The organism is Streptomyces sp. NPDC047000 (genome assembly GCF_040644295.1).
GTDB lineage: Bacteria > Actinomycetota > Actinomycetes > Streptomycetales > Streptomycetaceae > Streptomyces.
This window is the reverse complement of sequence record NZ_JBEYWE010000017.1, coordinates 1-20958: the sequence shown is the minus strand read 5'-3', so window position 1 is coordinate 20958 and position 20958 is coordinate 1. Positions and strand designations below refer to the sequence as shown.

Below are 20958 nucleotides of genomic sequence, written 5' to 3'. Positions count from 1 at the left end.
ACACCGCCTCTGACCAGCAACAACCACTCAACGGTTGCGAGAGGGACGGTCTCCCAGGGGTCTGTCGGGGTGAGAAACTGGCGCAGGAGATCATGTCTCCCAGGAGAGTCGGTTCGTTGAGCCCGTGCCCGAGCGCACGGGCTCGAGGGGTTACGGGGGTAAGGGCGATGAAGATCTGCTTCCTGGTGGAGGAGCAATACCGCCATGACGGCATGCCCGTCGAGGTCATTCGCCAACTCGTCTCCTGGGGACACGAGGTGGACGTCCTGCGCCCCGGCAGCTCACTGGTTCCCGTGACCGAGGCGGTGCGCAGAGGCAGCCATGACGCATGGGTGCTCAAGACGGTCTCGGGAGGCCCCGGGCTCACCCTGCTGGAGGCGGCCGCGGCCGTCGGGCTCACCACCGTCAACGACGCCCGCGCCATCAGAGGTGTCCGGGACAAGGCGCTGGCCGCCGCGATCGGCCGCAGCCACGGGCTGCCCGTCCCCGTGACCTACGCGGTGGCCTCCTGGGAGACCCTGGCCGAAGTACCGGAGAGGGACTATCCACTGGTCGTCAAGCCGGCCAACGGCAGCTCGGGACGCGGCGTACACCTCGTGCCGTCGCCGGTCCGGCTGGCGGAGGCCGGAGCGGAACTGGCGGGCGAGGGGATCCTGATCGCCCAGCCGTACGTGCCCAACTCCGGGACCGACCTCAAGGTGTACTGCGTCGGCGGCGAGTTGTACGCGACCGAGCGCTGTTCACCGCTCGACCCGGGCCGCACCGTCCCCGAACGGCGCGTCGGACTCAGCAGGGAGGTGGCGCGTATCGCGGCCGAGGTCGGCGAGGTCTACGGGCTCGACCTGTACGGGGTGGACGTGCTCCTGGGCCCCGACGGCCCGGTGGTCGTGGACGTCAACGACTTTCCGAGCTTCCGCCAGGTGCCCGACGCACCGGCCCGGGTGGCGAGGGCGGTTCTGAGACTGGCCCGGGACGGAGGTGCGCCGCCGCCACCGGCCGCAGCCGTAACGTCTCTGCGCACCGCGCGGACCGCGGCCGAGATCCCGGCGCAGATGCAGGCGCAGATCCCGGTGGCCGTCGGGGAGAACTCATGAGGATCGGTCTCATCACCTCGCAGCCCGGCCATCCGCTGCTGGCCGCCACAACGGCTCTGCTGGCCGCCCGGCACCGAGTCGACTGGATCGACCCCCGTGACCCGGCGGGCCCGGACGTTCTGGGCACACCGGCAGACGTCTACCTCCTCAAGGCGCGCACGGCGCCCGCCCTCGCCCTGGCCGGGGCGCTGGAGGAGCGCGGCGCTCCCGTGCTGAACTCCTCCTCCGCCACGGCGTTGTGCCAGGACCGGACACTCATGGCGGAACGGGCGGTGTCCGCGGGGCTGCCGTTCGTGGGCAACAGGACCGTCGCGAGGCTCCGGCACCTCGCCGACGAGCCCGGACTGTCCTATCCGCTGGTGGTGAAGAGCCGCCACAGCAGACGCGGGGACCTGGTGGCGCGGGTCGACGGCCCGGGGCGGCTCCGTGAGCTGTGCGGCCGGTGGGCCGACGAGCCGGTGGTCGTCCAGCCCTACACGGCCAATGACGGCTGGGACCGCAAGCTCTGGGTGATAGGCGGGAAGGTGTTCGCGGCGCTGCGGCGCTCCGAGCTGGCCGACGACCCGGCCGCGGGACTCGAGACCGTGTCGCTGCCGCTCCGTGAGCTCCCGCAGCCGTGGCTGGAGACGGCGGCACAGGTCGGTCCGCTCTTCGGGCTGGAGGTGTACGGGGTCGACCTGATCGACGCCGGCGGCAACACCCCGCAGATCGTGGATGTGAACGCCTTTCCCGGGGCCCGCGGCCAGGCGGGGGCCCCGGAGGCGCTGACGGCGCTCGCGCTGCGCACCGCGGAGGGGAACGGGTGGACGGGCCGGGCCGGCGGGCAGCCGGACCGCCGTTCGCCCGAGTCGCCGGTCACCGTACGCGGTGAGCCGGACGGGGTACCGGGTCCGCGGCCGGGGCCCGGCCTCCCGGTGCCCCTGCCCGCGGCGGCCCGCGCTCCGCGGGCGGGCCGCGCCGGGTGACGGGCAGGGGCCGGGGCCGTGCGGTGAGCGCGGTCAGCGCTCGGTCGTGCCGTCGTCCCGGTAGGAGCGGCGGACCGTCTCGGAGGCCTTGTCGGTCTGCGCGTCGTACTTGTCGCCCGTCCTCTCGTCGATCATCCGCTCGGCGCTCTCGACGCCCTTGTCGGCCTGGTCGGGGTGGCCCTTGGCCATCTGCTTGGCCTTGTTCGCGATGTCTGACAGCTTGCCCACGAGGTACCTCCCGGGATGTGCGTGTTCCGTACACCGGCGCGGGTACCCCGCCCGGAGCATCCGACGCACGGCGGACCGGCAGGCGGCGGCCCCGGGGCACCGGACGGCCCCGCCTGCGCGGACGGGGCCCGGGTCCGGGTGGTCACTCCTGCTTCCCGGGGGACTGCGGTGCGGGGCGCCGGGTGTCGGTGAGGCGTGCCACGTGGAGGCAGAGGTAGAGGATCTCGTCGCTGTCGACCGTCCAGCCGAACAGTCCCTCCAGGAGTCTCGCGATGCGGACCGCGGAGGCGTACTGGCGTGGCCGGGCGCTGCGGATCGTGTCCAGCAGCGTGTCGGGGTCACGCGTGGCGTCCTCCTCGGGGAGGGCGACGGGATCGCGCCGGTTGCGCACGAAGAGGAAGCGCAGGTGGGTGACGAAGCGCGCCACGTCGATGGACTGGTGGTCGAAGCGGAGTCCGTACTCCTCCTCGATGATGCCGAGGATCTGCTGGAGCGCCTCGGTGATGCGCAGGTAGTCCCGCATGTCGTCGGAGCCGAACTGGGCGTTGACGAAGTGCATGGCGATGGGGACGGCTTCCCCGGCCGGCAGGTCCACACCGGTGCGCTGCCGGAGGAGCTCGACCGCCTGACGCGCGAATTCGAGCTCCGCGGGGTAGAGGTAGGACAGCTCCGAGCGCAGCGGGTACTCGATCGCGGCGCCCTGCCGGGCGCGCTGGAGCGCGACGCCGAGGTGGTCGGCGAGCGGGATGAGCACCCGGTAGGTGACATGGCGGCCCAGGCGCTCGCGGCCGAGGCGGACCACCTCCTCGGCGGCGGTCACGGCGTCGATGGAGATCTCCTCGACCATGGCGGCGAGCCGCTCCACCGAGCCGATGCCCTCGGGTACGAACGTGCGCTGGACGGTGGAGGGGTCGATCCGGTCTCCCACCGCCGCCCGGAAGCCGATCCCGGGGCCGAGGAGTACGACCTCGATCCCGGAGTCGTCGATACCCAGCACGACGCTGTTGTTGAGTACCTGCTTGACTCGCACGGCTCCTCCTGCCTTCATGGTGCGGGTGTCAGCCCTGGTGCGGGGGCACGAGGGCGGTGTCGCGGCTGTGGGACAGCCCGTTGGCGGCGATCACGCGCTGGTACCAGGCGAAGCTGTCCTTGCGGTGACGGCCGAGAGTGCGCAGGTCGTCCTCGCCGCGGTCGACGTAGATGAAGCCGTAGCGCTTGGCGACGCCCTGGTGGGTGGAGACCAGGTCGATGGCCGACCAGGGGCAGTACCCGAGCACGTCCACACCGTCGGCGAGGGCTTCCCGCATCTGCGCGATGTGCTCGCCGAGGTACTCGATGCGGTAGGAGTCGTGCACCGCCCCGTCGGCCTCGAGGACGTCGCGGCCGCCCAGGCCGTTCTCGGTGACCAGCAGCGGCAGGCGGTAGCGGTCGTAGAGCTGGCGGAAGGTCGTGCGGAATCCGACCGGGTCGGTCTCCCAGCCGAACTCGTTGGTGGCGAGGTGCGGATTGGACACGCCCCGGTAGGTGCCGGCCTCGCCCACGAGCAGGTGCTGGTCGGCCGATCCGCCGAGCTCCGGTTCGTCGTCGCGCGGGGCGCCCACGGTGTGGGAGGTGTAGTAGTTGAACGCGACGAGGTCGGGGCGGCCCGCCGCGAGGTCCTCCATGTCGCCCGGCTCGATCCGGGGCCGCCAGCCCCGCTCGCCCAGGTAGGCCCAGGCCGTGGTGTTGTAGCGGCCGTGCACGGCGGCGTCGAGGTAGAGCCAGTTACGGATCGCGCTGAAGTCCTCCGCGGCGACGACATCCAGCGGGTCGCTGGAGGCGGGGTAGACGCAGGCGATGTTCGGGGCCGGGCCGACCTTGCCGCGCGGGGAGATCTCGTGGACCGCGCGCATGGCGCGCGCCTGGGCGACCAGCATGTGGTGGTTCTGCTGGTACAGCTCGCGCTGCGGGTCGCTCGACCGCGGCGGCTCCAGCCCGAGCGCGGAGGCGAAAAGGATCATCACGTTCTGTTCGTTGATCGTCAGCCAGTGGCGGACCTTGTCGCCGAACTCGCTCACGAGCACTCGGGCGTAGCGCTCGAACGCGTCGACGGTCGCGCGCCGGGACCAGCCACCGCGCTCCTGGAGCGCCTGAGGCAGGTCAAAATGGTACATCGTGACGATCGGCTCGATGCCGGCGGCCAGCAGCGCGTCGATCAGCCGGTGGTAGAAGGCGAGGCCGGCGGGGTTGACCGCGCCGTCGCCGTCGGGGATCACCCGGGACCACGCGACGGAGAACCGGTAGGCACGCAGTCCGAGTTCCGCGAACAGCGCGATGTCCTCGGCGAAGCGATGGTAGTGGTCGCTGGCGACGGTGAAGTCCGCCGTCCCGGGCGGGAGCTCGGTGCGGGCGTCGATGACGGAGGGTCCCTTGCCGTCCGTGTTCCAGGCGCCCTCCACCTGGTAGGCGGAGGTCGAGGCGCCCCACAGGAAGCCGGGCGGGAAGGGACGCGGGGACTGGTGCTGCACGGGTGCTCCTCAGAGGGTGACGGTGGCGACGGCCTGGCCGGACTCGACCGGTCCGGGTACCTGGGTCTCGATCCCGCCGACGGAGTCGGCGTTGGTCACCACCACGATGACGGTCGGGTCCAGGCCCGCCTCGACGATCGCGGGCACGTCGACGCGGACCAGCGCCTGCCCCGGTTCGATCTGCTGCCCCTGCTCCACCAGCGGGTCGAAGTGGCGTCCCTTGAGGCTGACGGTGTCGATGCCGACATGGACGAGCACCTCGAGACCCTGCGGCGTGCGCAGGCCGTAGGCGTGGGGCATGACGGACACCAGGGCGCCGCCGACGGGGGCGGTGACCTCGCCGGAGGAGGGCCGCACGCCCATGCCGGGGCCGAGCAGTCCGGCGGAGAACGCCGGGTCGCCGACCTGGCTGAGCGCGATGAGCTCGCCGGTCACGGGCGCGCCGATCCGCAGGGTTCCCGCGGCGGACGGGGCCGTGCCGGCCGGGGCCGGCGGCTGCCCGGAGCGGGCCGAGGGCTCCGTGCCGGCCGGCAGGGTCGCCGGGCTGTCCTGGCGGTCGTTCCCCCGGAGGTTCCAGAGGCGGCGCCGGGGTGCGCCCTGTCCGTCGTTGCTGGTCACGTTGCCTCCGTGGGGGTTGCTCGGGTGGGGGTGGTGGGCCGAGGGAGCGGTCACAGGTTCATGGCGTAGCTGTGGCCCTCGAAGACGGCGTCCATGATGATGCGGGGCCGTTTGCAGTCGCCGACCATCGCGATCTCCGGGGTGATGCCGTAGAAGGCGTTCGCCTCCTGGGTGCGGGCGCGCATACCGACCGAGACGATGACGTGGTCGGCGGGCAGCCGGCGTTCCTCGCCGTCCTCGCCGATGACCACGACCGCGTCCGGGTCGATCCGTACGCACCGGGTGTGGAAGAGGAAGCCCAGGGTGGGGGTGTCCTCGATCTTCTGGCGCAGGCCCTCGCGGTAGAGCGAGTTGCCCTGGGGGGCATAGGTGCCGGCGATGTCGACGACGGTGACGTCCTTGCCGCGCAGGCGGGCGAGTTCCAGGCCGATCTCGGTGCCGATGGAGCCGGCGCCGATGACGACGACGCGGTCGCCGAGTTCGTGCTCGCGCTCGATGGCCTCGTTGCCCGTGAGCACGTGCTTCTGGTCGATGCCCGGGATGGGCGGTACGACCTCGGTGGCGCCGACCGCCACGACCAGGGCGTCGGGGGCGAGCTCCGCCACCAGTTCCGGGGTGGCGTCCGTAGCGGTCCGTATGTCGATCGCGCTCTGCTCGACCTGGCGCAGCAGGTAGTCGAGGTAGGCCTTGATGTCCTGCTTGTAGTGCTCGCGGGCGACCCACCGCAGCTGGCCGCCGAGCTCCCGCTCCTTCTCCAGCAGCGTCACCCGGTGCCCGCGGCCCGCGGCGGTGAGCGCCGCGGTGATGCCGCCGGGTCCGCCGCCGACGACGACGGTGTGCCGTGGACGGGGGGTGATGGTCAGTTCCCGGGGGACGAACTCCTCGTTCCAGAAGCGGGGGTTGACCGAGCAGCCGACTTTCCGGCGGTTGGTGGAGATGTGGTAGCACTGCAGGCACCGGATGCACGGCACGATCTCGTCGGCCCGGCCCTCCTGGGCCTTGCGGGGCCAGTCGGGGTCGGCGATGAGGGGTCTGCCGAGGGCGACCATGTCGACCATGCCGCCGGCGATGAGCTTCTCGGCCTGGTCGGGGTGCATGATCGCCCCGACGACGCTCACCGGGATGTCCACATACTGCTTGACGGTGGCCGCCCAGTGGGCGTTGGGCATGTGCTCTTCGAAGTTGGTCGTCGCGACGTGCACGTTGCCCTGGATGCCGATGTCGACGCCCGCGGAGATCTGGACCGTGTCGATATAGGGCTCGGCGAGGGTGATGAACTCCAGGACGTCGGAGAACTCCACGGAGTTCTCCATGAACTCGACGGCGCTGATGCGCATGTCGACGGGGTAGTCGGGGCCGACGGCCTCCCGGACCGCCCGGAGGATGCGCAGCGGGAATCGGGCCCGGTTCTCCAGTGACCCGCCGTAGTCGTCGGTGCGCCGGTTGTTGCGCGGGGAGAGGAACTGCGCCGGCAGCCAGCCGTGTCCGAAGTGCAGGAAGACCATGTCGAACCCGAGGTCGCGGGCATTGCGCACGCAGGTGCGGTAGAGGTCGAGGACGTGGTCCATGTCCTCCTCGGTCATGGCGCGCACCTCGACGCCGTCGGCGCGGACGTGCGAGACCGGGCCGCGCGCGAAGTCCTTGACCCTGGCGTACTCACCGGCGTGGAAGATCTCCAGCGACGCCCTGGCCCCGGCCTGGTGGGCCTTGAGGACCCGGCGGCGGGTCGCCTCGGCCTCGTACTTCGCGAAGGCGTCGGGTTCGTCCCCGCTGGAGTAGCTGGACCGGCCCGGCTCCACGATGGCGTGCCCCGTCACCACGATGCCGACCCCGCCGAGCGCCTTGTCCTCGAAGAAGTCGCCCGTCGGTGTGGCGACGATGCGGTTCTTGGTGACCATCCCGTTGATGGTCAGAGGGCTGAACAGGTGGGGGTAATCCATGTGGTTCTCCAAAAGGACGGGGCGGGTGGGGGTCCGGGGGTCCCGGTGCGCGGGACCCCCGGCCGCGGCGGTCAGCGTGCGGCGGCTTCCGCTGCCGCGGGCTCCGGCGTCGTCTGCGCCTGCTCCGACTGCCGGGAGCGGCGGTCGAGCAGCAGCGTGCACAGGAACCCGACGGCCATCGAGCAGGCCACGGCGAAGAAGTAGGGCACCGCCCGGGGCGACGCGAGGAAGGCGGGTGCGCCGAGGATGCCGCTGAAGGCGAAGGCCGTGACGTAGACGTCGAAGAGCCCGCAGATGAGACCGCCGACCAGGCCGCCGGCGACCACGGCGACGAGGTAGCGCTTGCTCTTGATGACCACGCCGTAGAGGCCCGGCTCGGTGATGCCCGCCACGCCGTTGACGAAGGCCGCGGAGGCGGCCACGGTGCGGGTCGGCTTGTCCTTGCTGGTCAGCAGGACCGCGAGCAGCACGCCGAGGATCGCGTAGTTGCCCATGCCGCCGGCGGCGAGGGCGTATTCCTTGCCCTGGTCGGCCAGGATGCCCAGCAGCAGCGGGGTGACCAGCCAGTGGGCGCCGATCGCGATGACGAAGATGAAGAAGCCGCCGAACAGCAGGCTCAGGATGAGCGGGTAGTGCAGCAGCCAGTCGTAGCCCACGGCCACGCCCTTGGCGATCCCGAAGCCGATCGGACCGAACACCAGCAGCATGGCCGGCACCATGACGACCAGGGAGAAGACCGGGATCAGCAGCAGGTGCGTGAGCTGCGGCAGGATCCGCTTGAGCGCCCGCTCGAGGTAGGAGAAGGCCCACATCCCGAAGAGGATCGGCAGCACCGTGCTGGAGAAGGACTGCCCGATGAACGGGATGCCGAGGAAGTCCAGGTGCTTGCCGCTCACGTTGATCGCGGTGAGGTTCGGCTCCAGCAGCGCCGCGCCGATCGTGGCGCCGATGTACGGGTTGGCACCGAACTGGCGCGCGGCCGTGAAGGCCAGCAGCACCGGGAAGAAGTAGATCATCGCGTTGCCGGCGGCGGCCAGGATCGCGTAGGTGTCGGAGGTGTTGGCCAGCCAGTGGAACTTCACGGCGACGGCCAGCAGCCCCTGGATGATGCCCACGGAGGCCAGCACCGGGATGTACGGGGTGAAGATCGCCGAGATGGTGCCCAGCAGGCGGTCCAGCCACGAACCGCTGCCCTTGCCCCGCGCGGGCTTCGCCGCACCGTCACCGGCGGCGTCCTGCGGCTCGGAGTCCTCGGTGCGGACTCCCGGGATCGCGGCGACCGCGCGGTACGCCTCGGGCACCGTCGGTCCCACGATCACCTGGAACTGTCCCTGGGACTCGATCACGCCGACCGCCTCGGACTGCTGCTCGACCCGCTCGCGGTCGGCCTTGTCCGGATCCACCAGCTGGAACCGCAGTCTGGTCGCGCAGTGGGTGACCTGCCGGATGTTGTCCGGCCCTCCCACCGCATCGACGGTGATGCGGGCGAACTCTGCGTACATGTGGTCCTCTCTCCGCGCCGCCGCGTGGCAACGCCTGTCCTGCACTGCACGGGGGTCCCGAGACAGGGGTCCCGGGTTCGGACGACTGCTCCGTCGCAGTCGGCCACCGGCGCGCGGGACGGGAAATGGCGTGGGAGGGCACGGGAGACGGCTGAGCCGGGGTGCCCGCACGCCATCCAGGTACGGGAGAGAGGGGGAGGCTCTTGCGAGACCGGGAGGATGTCCGCCGGGGAAGAGGCCAGCTGCTCTCGTCGACCTGGTCCGGACGCAGGGGGGCGAGCACCGCCTGGACCTGGGTACCGGAATACCGTGCGCCGGACCTCAGATCTTGCCTCGCAGCGAGTAACAACCCTGTGGTCACGATCGAAGCGTGTCGCTTCGTCGAAGTGCCCGCATTATGCATAGACACGTCGGCCCGCGGCAAGTGCGCGACGCCCTTGGCCGGCGTTGCCGTCGTTCCGTGAACCGTCGCGACCCCCTGTCGGTCGATGAAAAGTGACCCCTTCCGTGATCAAGCGATCGGTCTGGCTCCATGGGAGTCAGGTGGCGGGGGTGATCGGTGTGGAGGACCGGGCTGAGCTCCGCCGGCTCCACCGCGCGGAGGGCATGCCGGTCAAGGTGATCCCTCGCCGGCACCGGGGCCCGGAGGCGAAGGGCCGGTCGAGCGGGCGAGCGGCCCCCCGGAGACCTCGTTCCCGCCTGGCCGGGTGTTCTCCTCACCGGCCGATTTCAACACGCAGCCGGCCTGGGGGCTGGAGGCGGCCGGAAAACACGCGGCGGCGCGGTGACGGCGCCGCCGGGCACCGTCACCGCGGCGTGGACGTCAGACCACCATCCAGTCGAGTACCGGGGTGGACTGGAGGTAGACGAGGACAGCGGTGATCAGCAGAAGCAGCATGCTCCAGCCGAAGACCCGGCGGAACAAGGTGCCTTCCTGTCCGACGATGCCCACGGCCGCCGCACCGACCGCCAGCGACTGCGGGGAGATCATCTTGGCCATCACCCCACCGGTGGAGTTGGCCGCTCCGAACAGATAGGGCGAGACGTCCAGTTGATGGGCCGCCGTCACCTGGAGCCCGCCGAACAGGGCGTTGGCCCCGGCGTCCGTCCCGGTGATGGCAACGCCGAACCAGCCGACGACCGGCGACAGGAAGGCGAAGAAGCCACCCGAACCTGCGAGCCACTGGCCGAGGGTGACGATCTGTCCGGACTGGTTCATCACGTACGACAGCGAGAACACACACAGGATGGTGAAGATCGCCCAGCCGAACTGACGGATCGTCCGTCCGTAGACACGCATCCCGGTGGTGGGACCGGTCTTGAGGACCAGCATGGTGAGCAGACCGGATATGAACAGCAGGGTGCCGGTGTGGGACGCCCAGTTGAGGACGTAGTTGGTGGCCATGGGGTCACCGTCCGAGTTGAGGATGTGCAGTCCCGGCCAGGCGAAGGTGCAGGTGCCCTTGGCCAGCCAGTCCTTCACGGCTTCGATCTGGGCCAGGGAGAACAGCAGCACGATGATCCCGTAGGGGGCGAAGGCCCGGATCCGGTCCGCGGTGGAGTCCGCCGTGCCCTCGTGCCGGTGGGGGTCGTCGTCGCGGATGCCGCTGCCGGCCGGGGCCCCGTCGCCGGCTCCGTCCGTCTCGTCGGCGGGCTCCGGCTTCCAGAACCGGTTGAGCAGCAGGATCGCGCCGACCGACACGAGCGCCGCGAAGATGTCGGTGAGCTTGTAGGCGAAGTAGTTCGAGAAGACGAACTGCGAGAAGGAGAACGACAGTCCGGCAGCCAGAGCGGCCGGCCACACCTGACGCAGTCCCCGCCGCCCGTCGGCCATGTACAGCAGCACGAAGGGGACGAGCGCGGCGAGCAGCGGGGTCTGCCGCCCCGCCATCGCCCCGAACCGGTCCGCGTCCAGACCGGTGGTCGCACCGATGATGGTGATCGGGTTGCCCATGCCGCCGAAGGCCACCGGGGCGGTGTCGGCCACGAGCGTCAGTGCCGCGGCCTTGAGCGGGCTGAAGCCCAGGGCGATCAGCATCACCGCGCAGATGGCTATCGGGGAACCGCCTCCGGCCAGTGCTTCGAGCAACGCCCCAAAGGCGAAGGCGATCACGATGGCCTGGATCCGGCGGTCGTCGCTGACCGACGCGAACGCCCGGCGCAGCGTGTGGAAGTCGCCCGTCTCCACGGTGAGGTTGTAGATCCAGATGGCGTTGAACGTGATCCACAAGATGGCCAGCACGCTGAATGCCGCTCCGAAGGCGGCCGAGTCCAGGGCCTGGCCGACGGGCATCGAGTAGCCGAGGACGGCCACCCCCAGGGCGACGAGAAGACCGGCGAGTCCGGCCCAGTGCGCCTTCAGACGTATTCCGCCGAGCAGGACCAGCAGGACGAGCAGGGGGAGCAGGGCCAGCAGCGCGGAGAGGAACAGCGATCCCGTCGGATCGAAGTCTTGGGTGTACATGATCACCTCAAGTGCGGGTTGGAGCGGCCTCCGAGTGTTCTGTCAGACGGAACGTGAGTCCGCAGGACGGACTATAGACTGACCCGCGCAACCATCGATCCCGCGAAACGAGGGCCGATCATGGACGTCCGCCATCCGACACACCCGGAGCAGATACCGGGGTTCGACACCGAGCGACTGCGAGCCCACTACCTGGTCGAGGACCTGTTCCCCTCCGACCGAGTGGCGGCCGTGTACACACACCAGGACCGGATGGTGATCGCGGGCACCAGCCCGCGGGCAAACACGCCGGTCACCCTTCCCGCGTTCGACCCGCTGCGCGCCGAGTACTTCCTCATGCGCCGCGAGGCCGGAGTGGTCAATGTCGGGGCGCCCGGCACGGTGACGGTGGACGGCACCGAGTACGCACTCGGCAACAAGGACTGCCTCTACATCGGACGCGGCGCCCGCGAAGTGATCTTCGCCACAGATTCCGGCTCCGGTGACGGGAGCGGGACGCGAGCACGCTTCTACCTCGTCTCGACGCCCGCCCACACCGCCCACCCCACCGGCCTGGCCCGGCTGGCGGACACCGAGGGAGAGCGGCTCGGCAGCCGCGAGGGCTCCAACGACCGGGTCATCCGCCGTTACATCCACGAGGGCGGCATCCGCAGCTGCCAGCTCGTGCTGGGCGTGACGATCCTCGAGCCCGGCTCGATGTGGAACACGATGCCGTGCCACACCCATGACCGGCGTACCGAGGCGTATCTCTACACCGACCTCCCGGCGGACGCCAGGGTGGTGCATCTGATGGGGCGCCCGGACCAGACTCGCAACATCATCGTCGCCGACGGCCAGGCGGTCATCTCGCCCAGCTGGTCCGTGCACTGCGGGTTCGGCACCCGCGCCTACGCCTTCGTGTGGGCCATGGGCGGCGAGGACCAGACCTTCGACGACATGGACCATGTCGCCGTCACGGAAATGCGGTGACCGCGGTGAACGCACAGTCCACGAAGAACCCGGCACACCCGGCCGACGGCCCTGCCGGCCTGTTCTCCCTCGCCGGTCGTACCGCGCTGGTGACCGGCGCCGGATCAGGCATCGGGCAGGCCATCGCCATCGGTCTGGCCCGGGCCGGGGCCGACCTCGTCCTGGCCGGCCTGAGCCCCGACATGGAGGACACCGCCGCACCGGCTCGCGCCGCCGGCGCCGAGGTGGAGTCGATCGGCATCGACCTGGGCGACCCGGAACGCGTCCACGCCCTCACCGCGGACCTCAACAGCCGTCACGAGATCGACATCCTGGTGAACAACGCCGGGATGATCTCCCGCGCACCGGCTGCCGAGGTGGAGTACGCCGACTGGCGGAGGGTGACGGCCGTCAACATGGACGCGGTCTTCCTGCTGTCCCAGGCGTTCGGGCGAAAGATGGCCGAACGCGGCTCGGGCAAGATCATTTCTACCGCGTCGCTGCTGGCCTTCCAGGGCGGCATCAACGTCGCCTCGTACACCGCCACCAAGCACGCGGTGGCCGGCGTGACCAAGGCGCTTGCCAATGAGTGGGGTGGCCGCGGGGTCCAGGTCAACGCGATAGCGCCCGGGTACATCGCCACTCAGAACACCGCGCCGCTGCGCGCCGACGCCGAGCGGGAAAAAGAGATCAAGCAGCGCATCCCGGCCGGTCGCTGGGGTACCCCCGGGGATATCGTGGGGCCAGCGGTCTTCCTCGCCTCCTCGGCATCCGACTATGTGAACGGTCATGTGCTCGTGGTCGACGGTGGATGGATGGCGCGGTGATAATGCCACGATGAGCGGGCGCCCGGGACGGGGCGCCCCGCACGGACGACGGGTGACGGGCAGCCAGTGAAGAGCAATCCAGGTGGGGGAAACGCCTCGGAGAAGGTCTTGACCGTCCTGGAGGCGCTTGCCGACCACGAGCGCGTCACCGACATCGCCGAGGTCACCGGCCTGCCCAAGTCCACCGTGCACCGCATCCTGCGGGTCCTGGTGGACCACCAGTTCGCACTGAACGTGGGCGGCGGCCGGTACCTCGGCGGTCCGCGGATCCTCTCCCTGTCCAGCAAGGTGCTGGGACGCTTCGAACCGGCCTACTACGCCGACGCGGCGCTGCGGAAACTGCAGCAGGAGACCGGGTACACCGTCCATCTCGGGCTTCTCGTCGGCGACGACGTGGTGTACGTGGCCAAGGTCGAAGGCAGCAAGCCCTACCACATGCCGTCACGGGTGGGCATGAGCATCCGGCCGCACTGCACCGCTGTCGGCAAGGCGGCGCTGTCCTGGACGGACGAGAGCCAGGTGCGGGAGATGGTGCGCCGCGCCGGGATGGAACGGCGCACCGCCCACACCATCACCGACGAGGACGCTCTCGTCGCGGAACTGCGGGCGGTCCGGGAGCGCGGTTACGCCCTGGACATGGAGGAGAACGAGAACGGCATCATCTGCCTCGGCGCACCTGTCTTCGACCATGCCGGAAAGGCCGTGGGCGGGGTCAGCATCTCCACACTGACCTTGGAGCCGTGGAAACAGCCGGTGGAGGATCTCGCGGGTACGGTCGTCAAGGTGGGCGAGGAGATCTCCCGCTCCTTCGGCGCTCCCGCCGCCACCGCCGCCGTCAGAAGCTGATCAGCCGCAGCACCACGTCCGCGCCGGCACCACCGCGCGGCCGGCTGGCCTGCGTGCCTAGAGGCCGCCACCGGTGAGGTGATCGGCTCCGCCGTTCAATTTGACATGCTCACGACATTAACATTCCGGCGGCCACCCTCCCCCGCCAGGTCTTCGGTCCCCGCCACCCGGCCCCCACGACCCCTGCCGACCGATGCCGTTCTTCCTTCGCCCCGGCCCGCACAGCCCATGACCGCGTTCTCTTTGATGGAATATTGTTCCGTACGACAGAACAGAGGAGTGCTCATGAAGTCGAACGCTTCCCGGCCCCGTACGGGCCCCGGCCGACCGGTGCGTGTCCTCGCGATCGGCGAGTGCATGACGGAACTCGTCCACCTGGATGGCTGCACACTCCGTCTGGGATACGCGGGCGACACCTTCAACACCGCGGTCTACCTGGCTCGTTGCACCGATCCCGGGCAGGTCGAGGTGGACTATCTGACCATGCTCGGCAATGACCACTACAGCGAAGGCATCGTCGCCGCCCTGCGTCGCGAAGGCATCGGCACCGCACCCGTGCAGCGGATCGACGGGGCTCAGCCCGGGCTGTACCTGGTGGACACCGACGCGGCAGGGGAACGGACCTTCACCTACTACAGGTCGCAGTCAGCGGCCCGGCAGCTGTTCGGTCCCCTGTGCCCACCCGAGGTGGACAGGCTGCCGGCCGAATACGACGTCGTCTACCTGTCCGCCGTCACGCTCCACATCCTGCCGCCCAGGGCCCGTGAGCGGCTGCTGACCGCGCTCCGCGCCGCACGCGCCCGCGGCACCGACGTGGTGTTCGACAGCAATTACCGCCCAGCCGGATGGCCCGACCCCGGCACAGCCCGAGCAGCGGTCTCGGCCGCCTGGCGGCTGACGACGATCGCCCTGCCGACCTTCACGGACGAAGCGGCACTGTTCGACGACAGCTCAGCGGCCGGCAGCGTCGCGCGACTGACCGGCCTCGGCATCCCGGAGGTCGTGGTCAAGGACGGAGCCCGGGGCTGCGTGGTGTGGGACGGCGAACGCCCTCGCCCCGTCGCGGTGACCGCGGTCCCGTCAATCGTGGACACGACAGCGGCCGGTGACGCCTTCAACGGCGGATATCTGGCCGCGCGTCTGACCGGGTCCGACCCCCTCACCGCGGCCCGCCGGGCCGGCACCCTGGCGGGCCAGGTGATCGGCCATCGCGGTGCCGTCCTCCCCGCCGCCGTTCTGCCCCCGCGCGCATACCGCGCCGAGGACAACACTGCACCCCGCCCACCTGCCGACGCGGTCGCCGTAGGCGGCGCCGCCCGGACCCGTACGAAGGACGCCCGATGACCTCCACACGACTGTCTCTCCGCTCACCGCTGGACCTCGTCCCCGTCCTGCCGGTCGTGGTGCTGGAGGACGCCACCGCTGCGGTGCCGCTCGCCCGCACCCTGGTCTCCTGCGGTCTGACCGCCATCGAAGTGACGCTGCGCACCCCAGCCGCACTGGAGGCCGTCCGGGCCATCGCCGCCGAGGTCCCGGACGCCGTGGTGGGAGCCGGTACGGTGCTCACCACGGCACAGGCCGACGCCGCCGTGGCGGCGGGAGCCCGGTTCCTGGTCAGCCCGGGTTCGACGGACCTGCTCGTGGCCGCGATGCGGGACACCGGGGTTCCCTTCCTGCCCGGGGTGGCCACGGCCTCGGAGGCGGTGACCCTGCTGGAGCAGGGCATCACCGACATGAAGTTCTTCCCGGCCCAGGCCGCAGGCGGCGCCGCGTATCTGCGGGCGCTGGCGTCACCGCTGCCTCAGGTGCGGTTCTGCCCCACCGGCGGGATAACGGCGGCCAACGCGCCGTCCTATCTGTCGCTGCCCAACGTCGCCTGCGTGGGCGGCAGCTGGATGCTGCCGGCCGCCGCGGTGCAGGCCGGGGACTGGACCACCGTCGCGGCGCTGGCGCGCGACGCCGCCAGCCTGGGACACCACGCCCCCGAGAACGGCTGACCCCCGGGCCGCCCGGCGCCCGGGCGGCGGCGCGCCCGGCGGACGGCCGGATCATGAGCGGTACCCGGTGCCGGTCCGGGTCCGTCGTCGCGATCACCGCCGTCCCGGTCACGGTGCCGTCGTCGCCGGCCACGTCACGCACGGGCCGGAGCCCATCCGGCGGCACATCGCCGGGCCCGCGGCGCTGCCGGCATGGACGTACGCCTCCCGCAAAGGAACTCGTGGTACACGGCGACAAGTGCCTGGACGCCTACGACCTGGGCGACCTGGGCACCACCAACGGCACCAAGGCCGTCATCCGGGACTGCAACGGCCAGGACAAGACGTGACTCTGTGACGCGCCGCTCCCGCCGCACCTGAACCTCGGCGGGAGCGCGGCTCGCGAGACGCCTGCGCGGCATTTCGCGAGCCGTGAACATCGCCTCGTTGCAAGGCAGATGAGATATCCGAGTACGATCACCGCGAACTCGGTCTGTATCTTTCACCGGCGCGATGGAGTTGCCATGACCACCGACCCCCAGCCGTCCCCGCCGATCGACACCAGCAGGGCGCACCCAGCGCGGGTCTACGACTGGCTGCTCGGCGGCAAGGACAACTATCCGGTCGACGAGGCGGTCGGCGAGAAGCTGCCGCCCGAGGCGAGAGACGCCGCCCGGCAGAACCGTCAGTTCATGCACCGGGCGGCGTCATGGCTCGCCACGCAGGGCATCGATCAGTTCCTGGACGTCGGCACCGGCATTCCCACCGCGCCGAACCTGCACCAGATCGTGCAGAACATCGTGCCGTCGGCCAGGGTCGTCTACACCGACAACGACCCGATCGTCCTGCGGCACGCCGAGGCACTGCTGATCAGCCGTCCCGAGGGAGCGACCGACTACGTCCAGGCCGATGTGCGCGACCCGGAGGCGATCGTCCGGCACGCCCGGCACATCCTCGACTTCGACCGCCCGATCGCGCTCTCGCTCATCGCGCTGATGCACTTCATCACCGATGAGCAGGACGCCCACGGCATCGTCCGTGCCCTGGTCCGCACACTGCCGTCGGGCAGCGGTCTGATCCTCTCGCACGCCGCGTCCGACCTGTTCCCGGAACTCGCCGAACAGGTCGTCGCCGAGTACGCCAAGGGCGGTATCCGGCTCGCCTTCCGCACCCGCTCCGAAGTGGGGCGCTTCTTCGACGGCCTGGATCTCGTACCGCCCGGACTGGTGACGGCGACCGACTGGTTCGCCTCCGCCCCGGCCCCGGAACGGGAGGACAGCGGCATCTACGCGGGTGTGGCCCGTATCCGCTGAACCCGTCACCGGCCGTCGCCCGTCGGCGGGTGTCAGGGCGTGGTTCCGAAGGTCACCTTGTAGTAGCAGGCCCCCTTGCAGGCCATGGTCGCGGAGTCGTCGAAGGCGTAGGAATAGGCGTACGGCTCGGCCCGCTTGAAGACCTGGGTGTAGTCCACCGGCCACTTGGAGGGGACACACTTCTCGCGGCCGGCCCATGCGCCCCGGCAGCAGTACGTGTCGCCCCCGAACGCGGCGCACGGCGGCTTGCAGCCGACGACCCGGCCGCCCGAGACGGACCGCATCGCGGTGGGACAGTCGATGTCCGAGGTGCAGCGTCCCTGGTAGCAGCCGGAGGAGCTGACCGGGTCGACGGTCGTGGTGTGGGAGACGTTGATGTACATGGGCAGGTTCGAACCGTCGACCATGCTCACGTCGTAGAAGTCCATGCCCGCGTACGCGTCCAGGGTGAACTCGCCCAGTGTGGTGGGCGGGTTGGGGCCGTCGCACACGCTGGTGCAGTCGCCGGACGCACAGGGGCCCGCGGCGGTGGCGGCACATCCGGTACGGCCCCAGACACGGCCGCCCCAGTTGTCCGCCACGGTCACGGACATGCTCTGACCGGGGGCCAGCCTGTGGCCGGCCGGATATGCGGCGGTGTCGGTGACGATCGCCCAGACCGTCTCCGGGGTCCGGTTGACGACCGTGATCAGGCGCTTGCCGGCCGGTACCGCCGACGGCCGGGCCACCGTCGTGCCCGGACCGGTGGCCGGCTTCGGTGTGCGCTTCGCCGTCGCGCTCGCCTTCGCGGAGGGCGAGGGCGACGCCGAGGCGCTGCGACGCGGTGAGGGCGAGGGGGACGGGGAAGCGTCCGGCGCGGGGGACGGCCTGAGCCCGGCGGTGACGTGGCGGTCCGTGTCCGCCGTGCGCGCGGTGCCGGTGCCCGTGCCCGACGGTGACCATGTGCCGTACGCGATCAGTACCGCGACCGCTGCCGCGAGGGCGGCCGTCCCCGCGTACCACCAGCGGTGACGTGCCGGGCTCGCACCGTGTCTTCTGTGTCCGCTTGCCATTGCTGCGCCTCTTCCTCGTGCCGGTCGCGGGGCGTCCTCTCGTATCGGTGACGTCGCCGGCGGCCGCCGACAACACAAATTCCGGGGCGGGCCGCCGTTCTCGCCGTCCAGCACGTCGGACCCGCCGCGGAGCGCCGGTGTGGCGCGGTGTCCGCAATCGCAGTCCGACGGCACACCGGGCCGGCTGCGTCACCGGTTCCGGCGCACGGTCCCGCCGATGCCCAGCACCTTCGCCTCGGCCTGTGGATCGAGTCCCGGGGCGGTGCGGTCCGGCCGCCCCGGTGCCGTGCCGCCGATGTCCCGGAGCCACTGCCAGGTGTCGGTGACGGTCTCCTCGACCGGGCGGCAGCGCAGCCCCTCCCCCACCGCCCGCGACACGTCCGCGCCGTGCAGGGCGTCGTGCAGCTCGCCGGCCGGCGGGACCCACACCGGCAGCTGGGTCCACGGTTCGATTCCCGCGTCGAGGATCACCTGCGGATCGGTCCAGCGCAGTTCGGCCGGGCCGCCGGTCGCCCGTGCGCAGGCGTCCAGCAGCGTGCCCATGGTGGCGTGTCCCTGAGGGCTGATCAGGTTGTACGGCCCGCTCAGCTCCCGCTGCACGGCTTCGAGGATCCACTCGGCGAGGTCCCGGACGTCGACGTACTGCAGAGGCAGGTCCCGGGGCCCGGGCGCGAGCACCGGGCCACCGCGCGCGACGCGGTTCAGCCACCACGGCAGCCGGCCGACGTTCTCGTACGGCCCGAGGATCAGTCCGGCCCGGACCAGCAGTGAGCGGTCCGGGCCGAACCCGGCCACGGCCGCCAGCTCGCCGCCCCGCTTGTCGCACGCGTAGTCCGTCCGGTCCGCGTCGGCCGAGGCGCCCTCGACGAGCGGCGCGTCCTCCCCGTACCCGGCGGGCGGTGCCCACGCGTACACCGAGCAACTGGACACGTACGCGCACCTGCCCGCGCGGCCCCGCAGCAACCGCGCGGCGTCACGCACCGCGCGAGGCGCCCCCGACCAGGTGTCGACGACCGCGTCCCAGGTGCTGCCGGCCTCCGCCAGGGCGGCGAGCCCGCCGGGCACGGTGCGGTCGCCGTGCAGCACCCGCACCCCGGCCGGGGCATCGTGCCGTCCGCGATGGAACACGGTCACCTCCCAGCCGTGTCCGAGGGCCGTCTCGGCCACGGCCCGTCCCGCGAACTCCGTACCTCCCAATACCAGAAGTCTCATACGGCCCACGGTGCCGGACCGGACCGTACGACGGAACCGGGTTCTGCCGACGGCAGAGACGCCGGCGCGGGAAGCCCTCCCGGTGAGGTGGGATGATCTTCTTTCATGAATTCCGATCGTCAGGAACCCCGTACGGGTCGGCCTCCGGTGCGCGTGTCGTGGTGGCTCGGCCGGGGGCCTGGTCCGCAGGCCGTCCGGGACTTGTTCGTCGGCCCCTTCAACGCCGGCCAGGAACAGGTGCGGTTGGACATGAAGGTACTGGCGTCCGCCGCCCGGGAGCGGACGGTGGAGGCTCTGGAGGCGGGGACCGGACCGGACATCGTGATGGTGCCCCGCGCAGGTGACTTCGTGTCGCTGGCCTCGCGTGGACTCCTGCTCGACCTGACCCCCTACGCCGACCGTCACGGCTGGGGTGCACGGCTGCTCGCACCGGCTCTGCGGCTGGCCACCGTGGACGGCCGGCTGTTCGGTGTCCCGCGAAGCAGCGAGACGATAACGCTGCTGTTCAACCCGCGGGTCGTCGAGGAGCTGGGGCACGGCGCACCGTCCTCGTTGCCGGAACTGGAGGGGCTCGCCCGGCACGCGCTCCGCCGGGGCATCACCCCGTTCGGGGCCGGCTGCGCGGACATGCCAGAGTCCTGCGAGCTCCTGTGGACGCTCGTCCTCAACCATTACGCGGGTCCGGCTGCCGTGCGTGCCGCCCTGCGCGGCGAGATCCCCTGGACGTCCGAGGTGTTCGTCGCGGCGGTCGACTGCCTGCGCTCATGGTTCGACCGGGGATGGTTCGGGGCCGGCTACTTCGACGACACCGTCGAGCAAGGGCTGGAGCGGGTCGTGAACGGTGCGGCGGCGATGGCGCTGGCGATGACGGGCATGCTGCCGGCAGACCACGCGGGGCTGGGCACGGTCCCCTTCCCTCCGCTGCGAGACCAGGTGGCCACGCCGCTGTTCGTGTTCGGTACCGCCAGTCTGCTCGGTGTCAACGCGTCGTCACGGGCGGCGGATGCCGCGGCGCTCGTGCTCGACGCGCTGTTCGACCGGGACGTACGCCGCCGTTTCTCCGCCCGGGTCCCGGGCGACTGGAACATTCCTCTGGCGGACCCGGACGCCGATGCGCTGCGCGCGGCGTCACCGGGCATCTTCGCGGACGCCGCCATCGGTCTCACCCGCGCTGTGGCCGAGGGACGGTACGGGTACGCGACCTGGTCCTTCCTGCCGCCGAAGGCAGAGGCTCTTGTCGTGGCGCACGTCCGTCCCCTGGCCGATGGCCGGATGACGTCCCGTGACCATCTGACGGAGCTGCACTCGGTGTTCACCGCGGAGTCGGGGGGCGGCACCTCACCCGGACTGGACTAGTGCCGCGGCAGGCAGCGTTCGCCCCGTCGCGACGCCCGGCACTCCCCCAAGCTCTTCGAGCAGGGGGGACCCCCAGAGAGCACGCACCGGACGCCGCTCCTTCACGGGCA

19 protein-coding genes are annotated in these 20958 nt (G+C 70.9%); 10 read left to right on the top strand and 9 right to left on the bottom strand.

Annotation, left to right across the window (positions count from 1 at the left end):
* The first annotated feature begins 167 nt into the window (after positions 1–167).
* Both ABZ862_RS24520 and ABZ862_RS24515 read left to right on the top strand, forming a co-directional pair.
* On the top strand, positions 168–1094 hold the full coding sequence (locus ABZ862_RS24520; RefSeq protein ID WP_360961668.1) for a hypothetical protein: 927 nt from the start codon (positions 168–170) through the stop codon (positions 1092–1094).
* Positions 1091–2059: an alpha-L-glutamate ligase gene (locus tag ABZ862_RS24515; protein ID WP_360961665.1), complete on the top strand. Its 969-nt coding sequence runs from the start codon at positions 1091–1093 to the stop codon at positions 2057–2059. The genes ABZ862_RS24520 and ABZ862_RS24515 overlap by 4 nt, the downstream gene beginning before the upstream one ends.
* Positions 2060–2092: 33 nt before the next feature.
* On the opposite strand, the gene ABZ862_RS24510 is transcribed toward ABZ862_RS24515, so the two are convergent.
* From ABZ862_RS24510 to ABZ862_RS24480, 7 genes are all read right to left on the bottom strand, one after another.
* Complete coding sequence (locus tag ABZ862_RS24510; protein WP_360961662.1) at positions 2093–2287, bottom strand: antitoxin; 195 nt, start codon at positions 2285–2287, stop codon at positions 2093–2095.
* A 142-nt stretch (positions 2288–2429) separates the two neighbouring features.
* The gene (locus tag ABZ862_RS24505; protein WP_360961659.1) at positions 2430–3317 is read right to left on the bottom strand and encodes a PRD domain-containing protein; all 888 of its coding nucleotides are present in this window, start codon (positions 3315–3317) and stop codon (positions 2430–2432) included.
* A gap of 28 nt (positions 3318–3345) precedes the next feature.
* A complete protein-coding gene (locus ABZ862_RS24500; RefSeq protein WP_360961656.1) occupies positions 3346–4794 on the bottom strand; it encodes a glycoside hydrolase family 1 protein in 1449 nt (482 codons plus the stop codon).
* 9 nt (positions 4795–4803) lie between these two features.
* Positions 4804–5412, bottom strand: a complete 609-nt coding sequence (locus ABZ862_RS24495) for a PTS glucose transporter subunit IIA (RefSeq protein ID WP_360961653.1) — start codon at positions 5410–5412, stop codon at positions 4804–4806.
* Positions 5413–5462: 50 nt separating this feature from the next.
* Complete coding sequence (locus ABZ862_RS24490; RefSeq protein WP_360961650.1) at positions 5463–7352, bottom strand: FAD-dependent oxidoreductase; 1890 nt, start codon at positions 7350–7352, stop codon at positions 5463–5465.
* 71 nt (positions 7353–7423) lie between these two features.
* Complete coding sequence (locus ABZ862_RS24485; protein ID WP_360961647.1) at positions 7424–8854, bottom strand: PTS transporter subunit EIIC; 1431 nt, start codon at positions 8852–8854, stop codon at positions 7424–7426.
* A gap of 823 nt (positions 8855–9677) precedes the next feature.
* Positions 9678–11318 carry an L-lactate permease gene (locus ABZ862_RS24480; protein WP_360961645.1) on the bottom strand — a complete coding sequence of 547 codons (1641 nt, stop codon included), beginning with the start codon at positions 11316–11318 and terminating at the stop codon, positions 9678–9680.
* Between the two features lie 120 nt (positions 11319–11438).
* Here ABZ862_RS24480 and kduI point away from each other — a divergent pair, with 120 nt between their 5' ends.
* From kduI to ABZ862_RS24450, 6 genes are all read left to right on the top strand, one after another.
* On the top strand, positions 11439–12287 hold the full coding sequence (kduI, locus tag ABZ862_RS24475; protein ID WP_360961642.1) for a 5-dehydro-4-deoxy-D-glucuronate isomerase: 849 nt from the start codon (positions 11439–11441) through the stop codon (positions 12285–12287).
* Positions 12288–12292: 5 nt separating this feature from the next.
* Positions 12293–13093 (top strand): SDR family oxidoreductase, encoded by an 801-nt coding sequence (locus ABZ862_RS24470; RefSeq protein ID WP_360961639.1) that lies wholly within the window; start codon positions 12293–12295, stop codon positions 13091–13093.
* 108 nt (positions 13094–13201) lie between these two features.
* On the top strand, positions 13202–13939 hold the full coding sequence (locus tag ABZ862_RS24465; protein WP_360961636.1) for an IclR family transcriptional regulator: 738 nt from the start codon (positions 13202–13204) through the stop codon (positions 13937–13939).
* 285 nt (positions 13940–14224) lie between these two features.
* Positions 14225–15283 carry a sugar kinase gene (locus tag ABZ862_RS24460; protein WP_360961633.1) on the top strand — a complete coding sequence of 353 codons (1059 nt, stop codon included), beginning with the start codon at positions 14225–14227 and terminating at the stop codon, positions 15281–15283.
* On the top strand, positions 15280–15936 hold the full coding sequence (gene eda, locus ABZ862_RS24455; RefSeq protein ID WP_360961630.1) for a bifunctional 4-hydroxy-2-oxoglutarate aldolase/2-dehydro-3-deoxy-phosphogluconate aldolase: 657 nt from the start codon (positions 15280–15282) through the stop codon (positions 15934–15936). Before ABZ862_RS24460 ends, eda begins: the two co-directional genes overlap by 4 nt.
* A gap of 503 nt (positions 15937–16439) precedes the next feature.
* Positions 16440–17228, top strand: coding sequence for an SAM-dependent methyltransferase (locus ABZ862_RS24450; RefSeq protein ID WP_360961627.1), 789 nt, complete (start codon positions 16440–16442; stop codon positions 17226–17228).
* 32 nt (positions 17229–17260) lie between these two features.
* Here the strand turns inward: ABZ862_RS24450 and ABZ862_RS24445 are convergent, their stop codons facing one another.
* Positions 17261–17956, bottom strand: coding sequence for a thaumatin family protein (locus ABZ862_RS24445; RefSeq protein ID WP_360961624.1), 696 nt, complete (start codon positions 17954–17956; stop codon positions 17261–17263).
* Here ABZ862_RS24445 and ABZ862_RS24440 point away from each other — a divergent pair.
* Complete coding sequence (locus tag ABZ862_RS24440) at positions 17913–18239, top strand: hypothetical protein (RefSeq protein ID WP_360962059.1); 327 nt, start codon at positions 17913–17915, stop codon at positions 18237–18239. The two genes, ABZ862_RS24445 and ABZ862_RS24440, sit on opposite strands and share 44 nt — an antisense overlap.
* Before the next feature lie 230 nt (positions 18240–18469).
* Here the strand turns inward: ABZ862_RS24440 and ABZ862_RS24435 are convergent, their stop codons facing one another.
* Positions 18470–19492 (bottom strand): NAD-dependent epimerase/dehydratase family protein, encoded by a 1023-nt coding sequence (locus tag ABZ862_RS24435; RefSeq protein ID WP_360961621.1) that lies wholly within the window; start codon positions 19490–19492, stop codon positions 18470–18472.
* 249 nt (positions 19493–19741) lie between these two features.
* Between ABZ862_RS24435 and ABZ862_RS24430 the strand changes: the two genes are divergently transcribed.
* Positions 19742–20848, top strand: coding sequence for an extracellular solute-binding protein (locus ABZ862_RS24430; protein WP_360961619.1), 1107 nt, complete (start codon positions 19742–19744; stop codon positions 20846–20848).
* Positions 20849–20958: the final 110 nt, after the last annotated feature.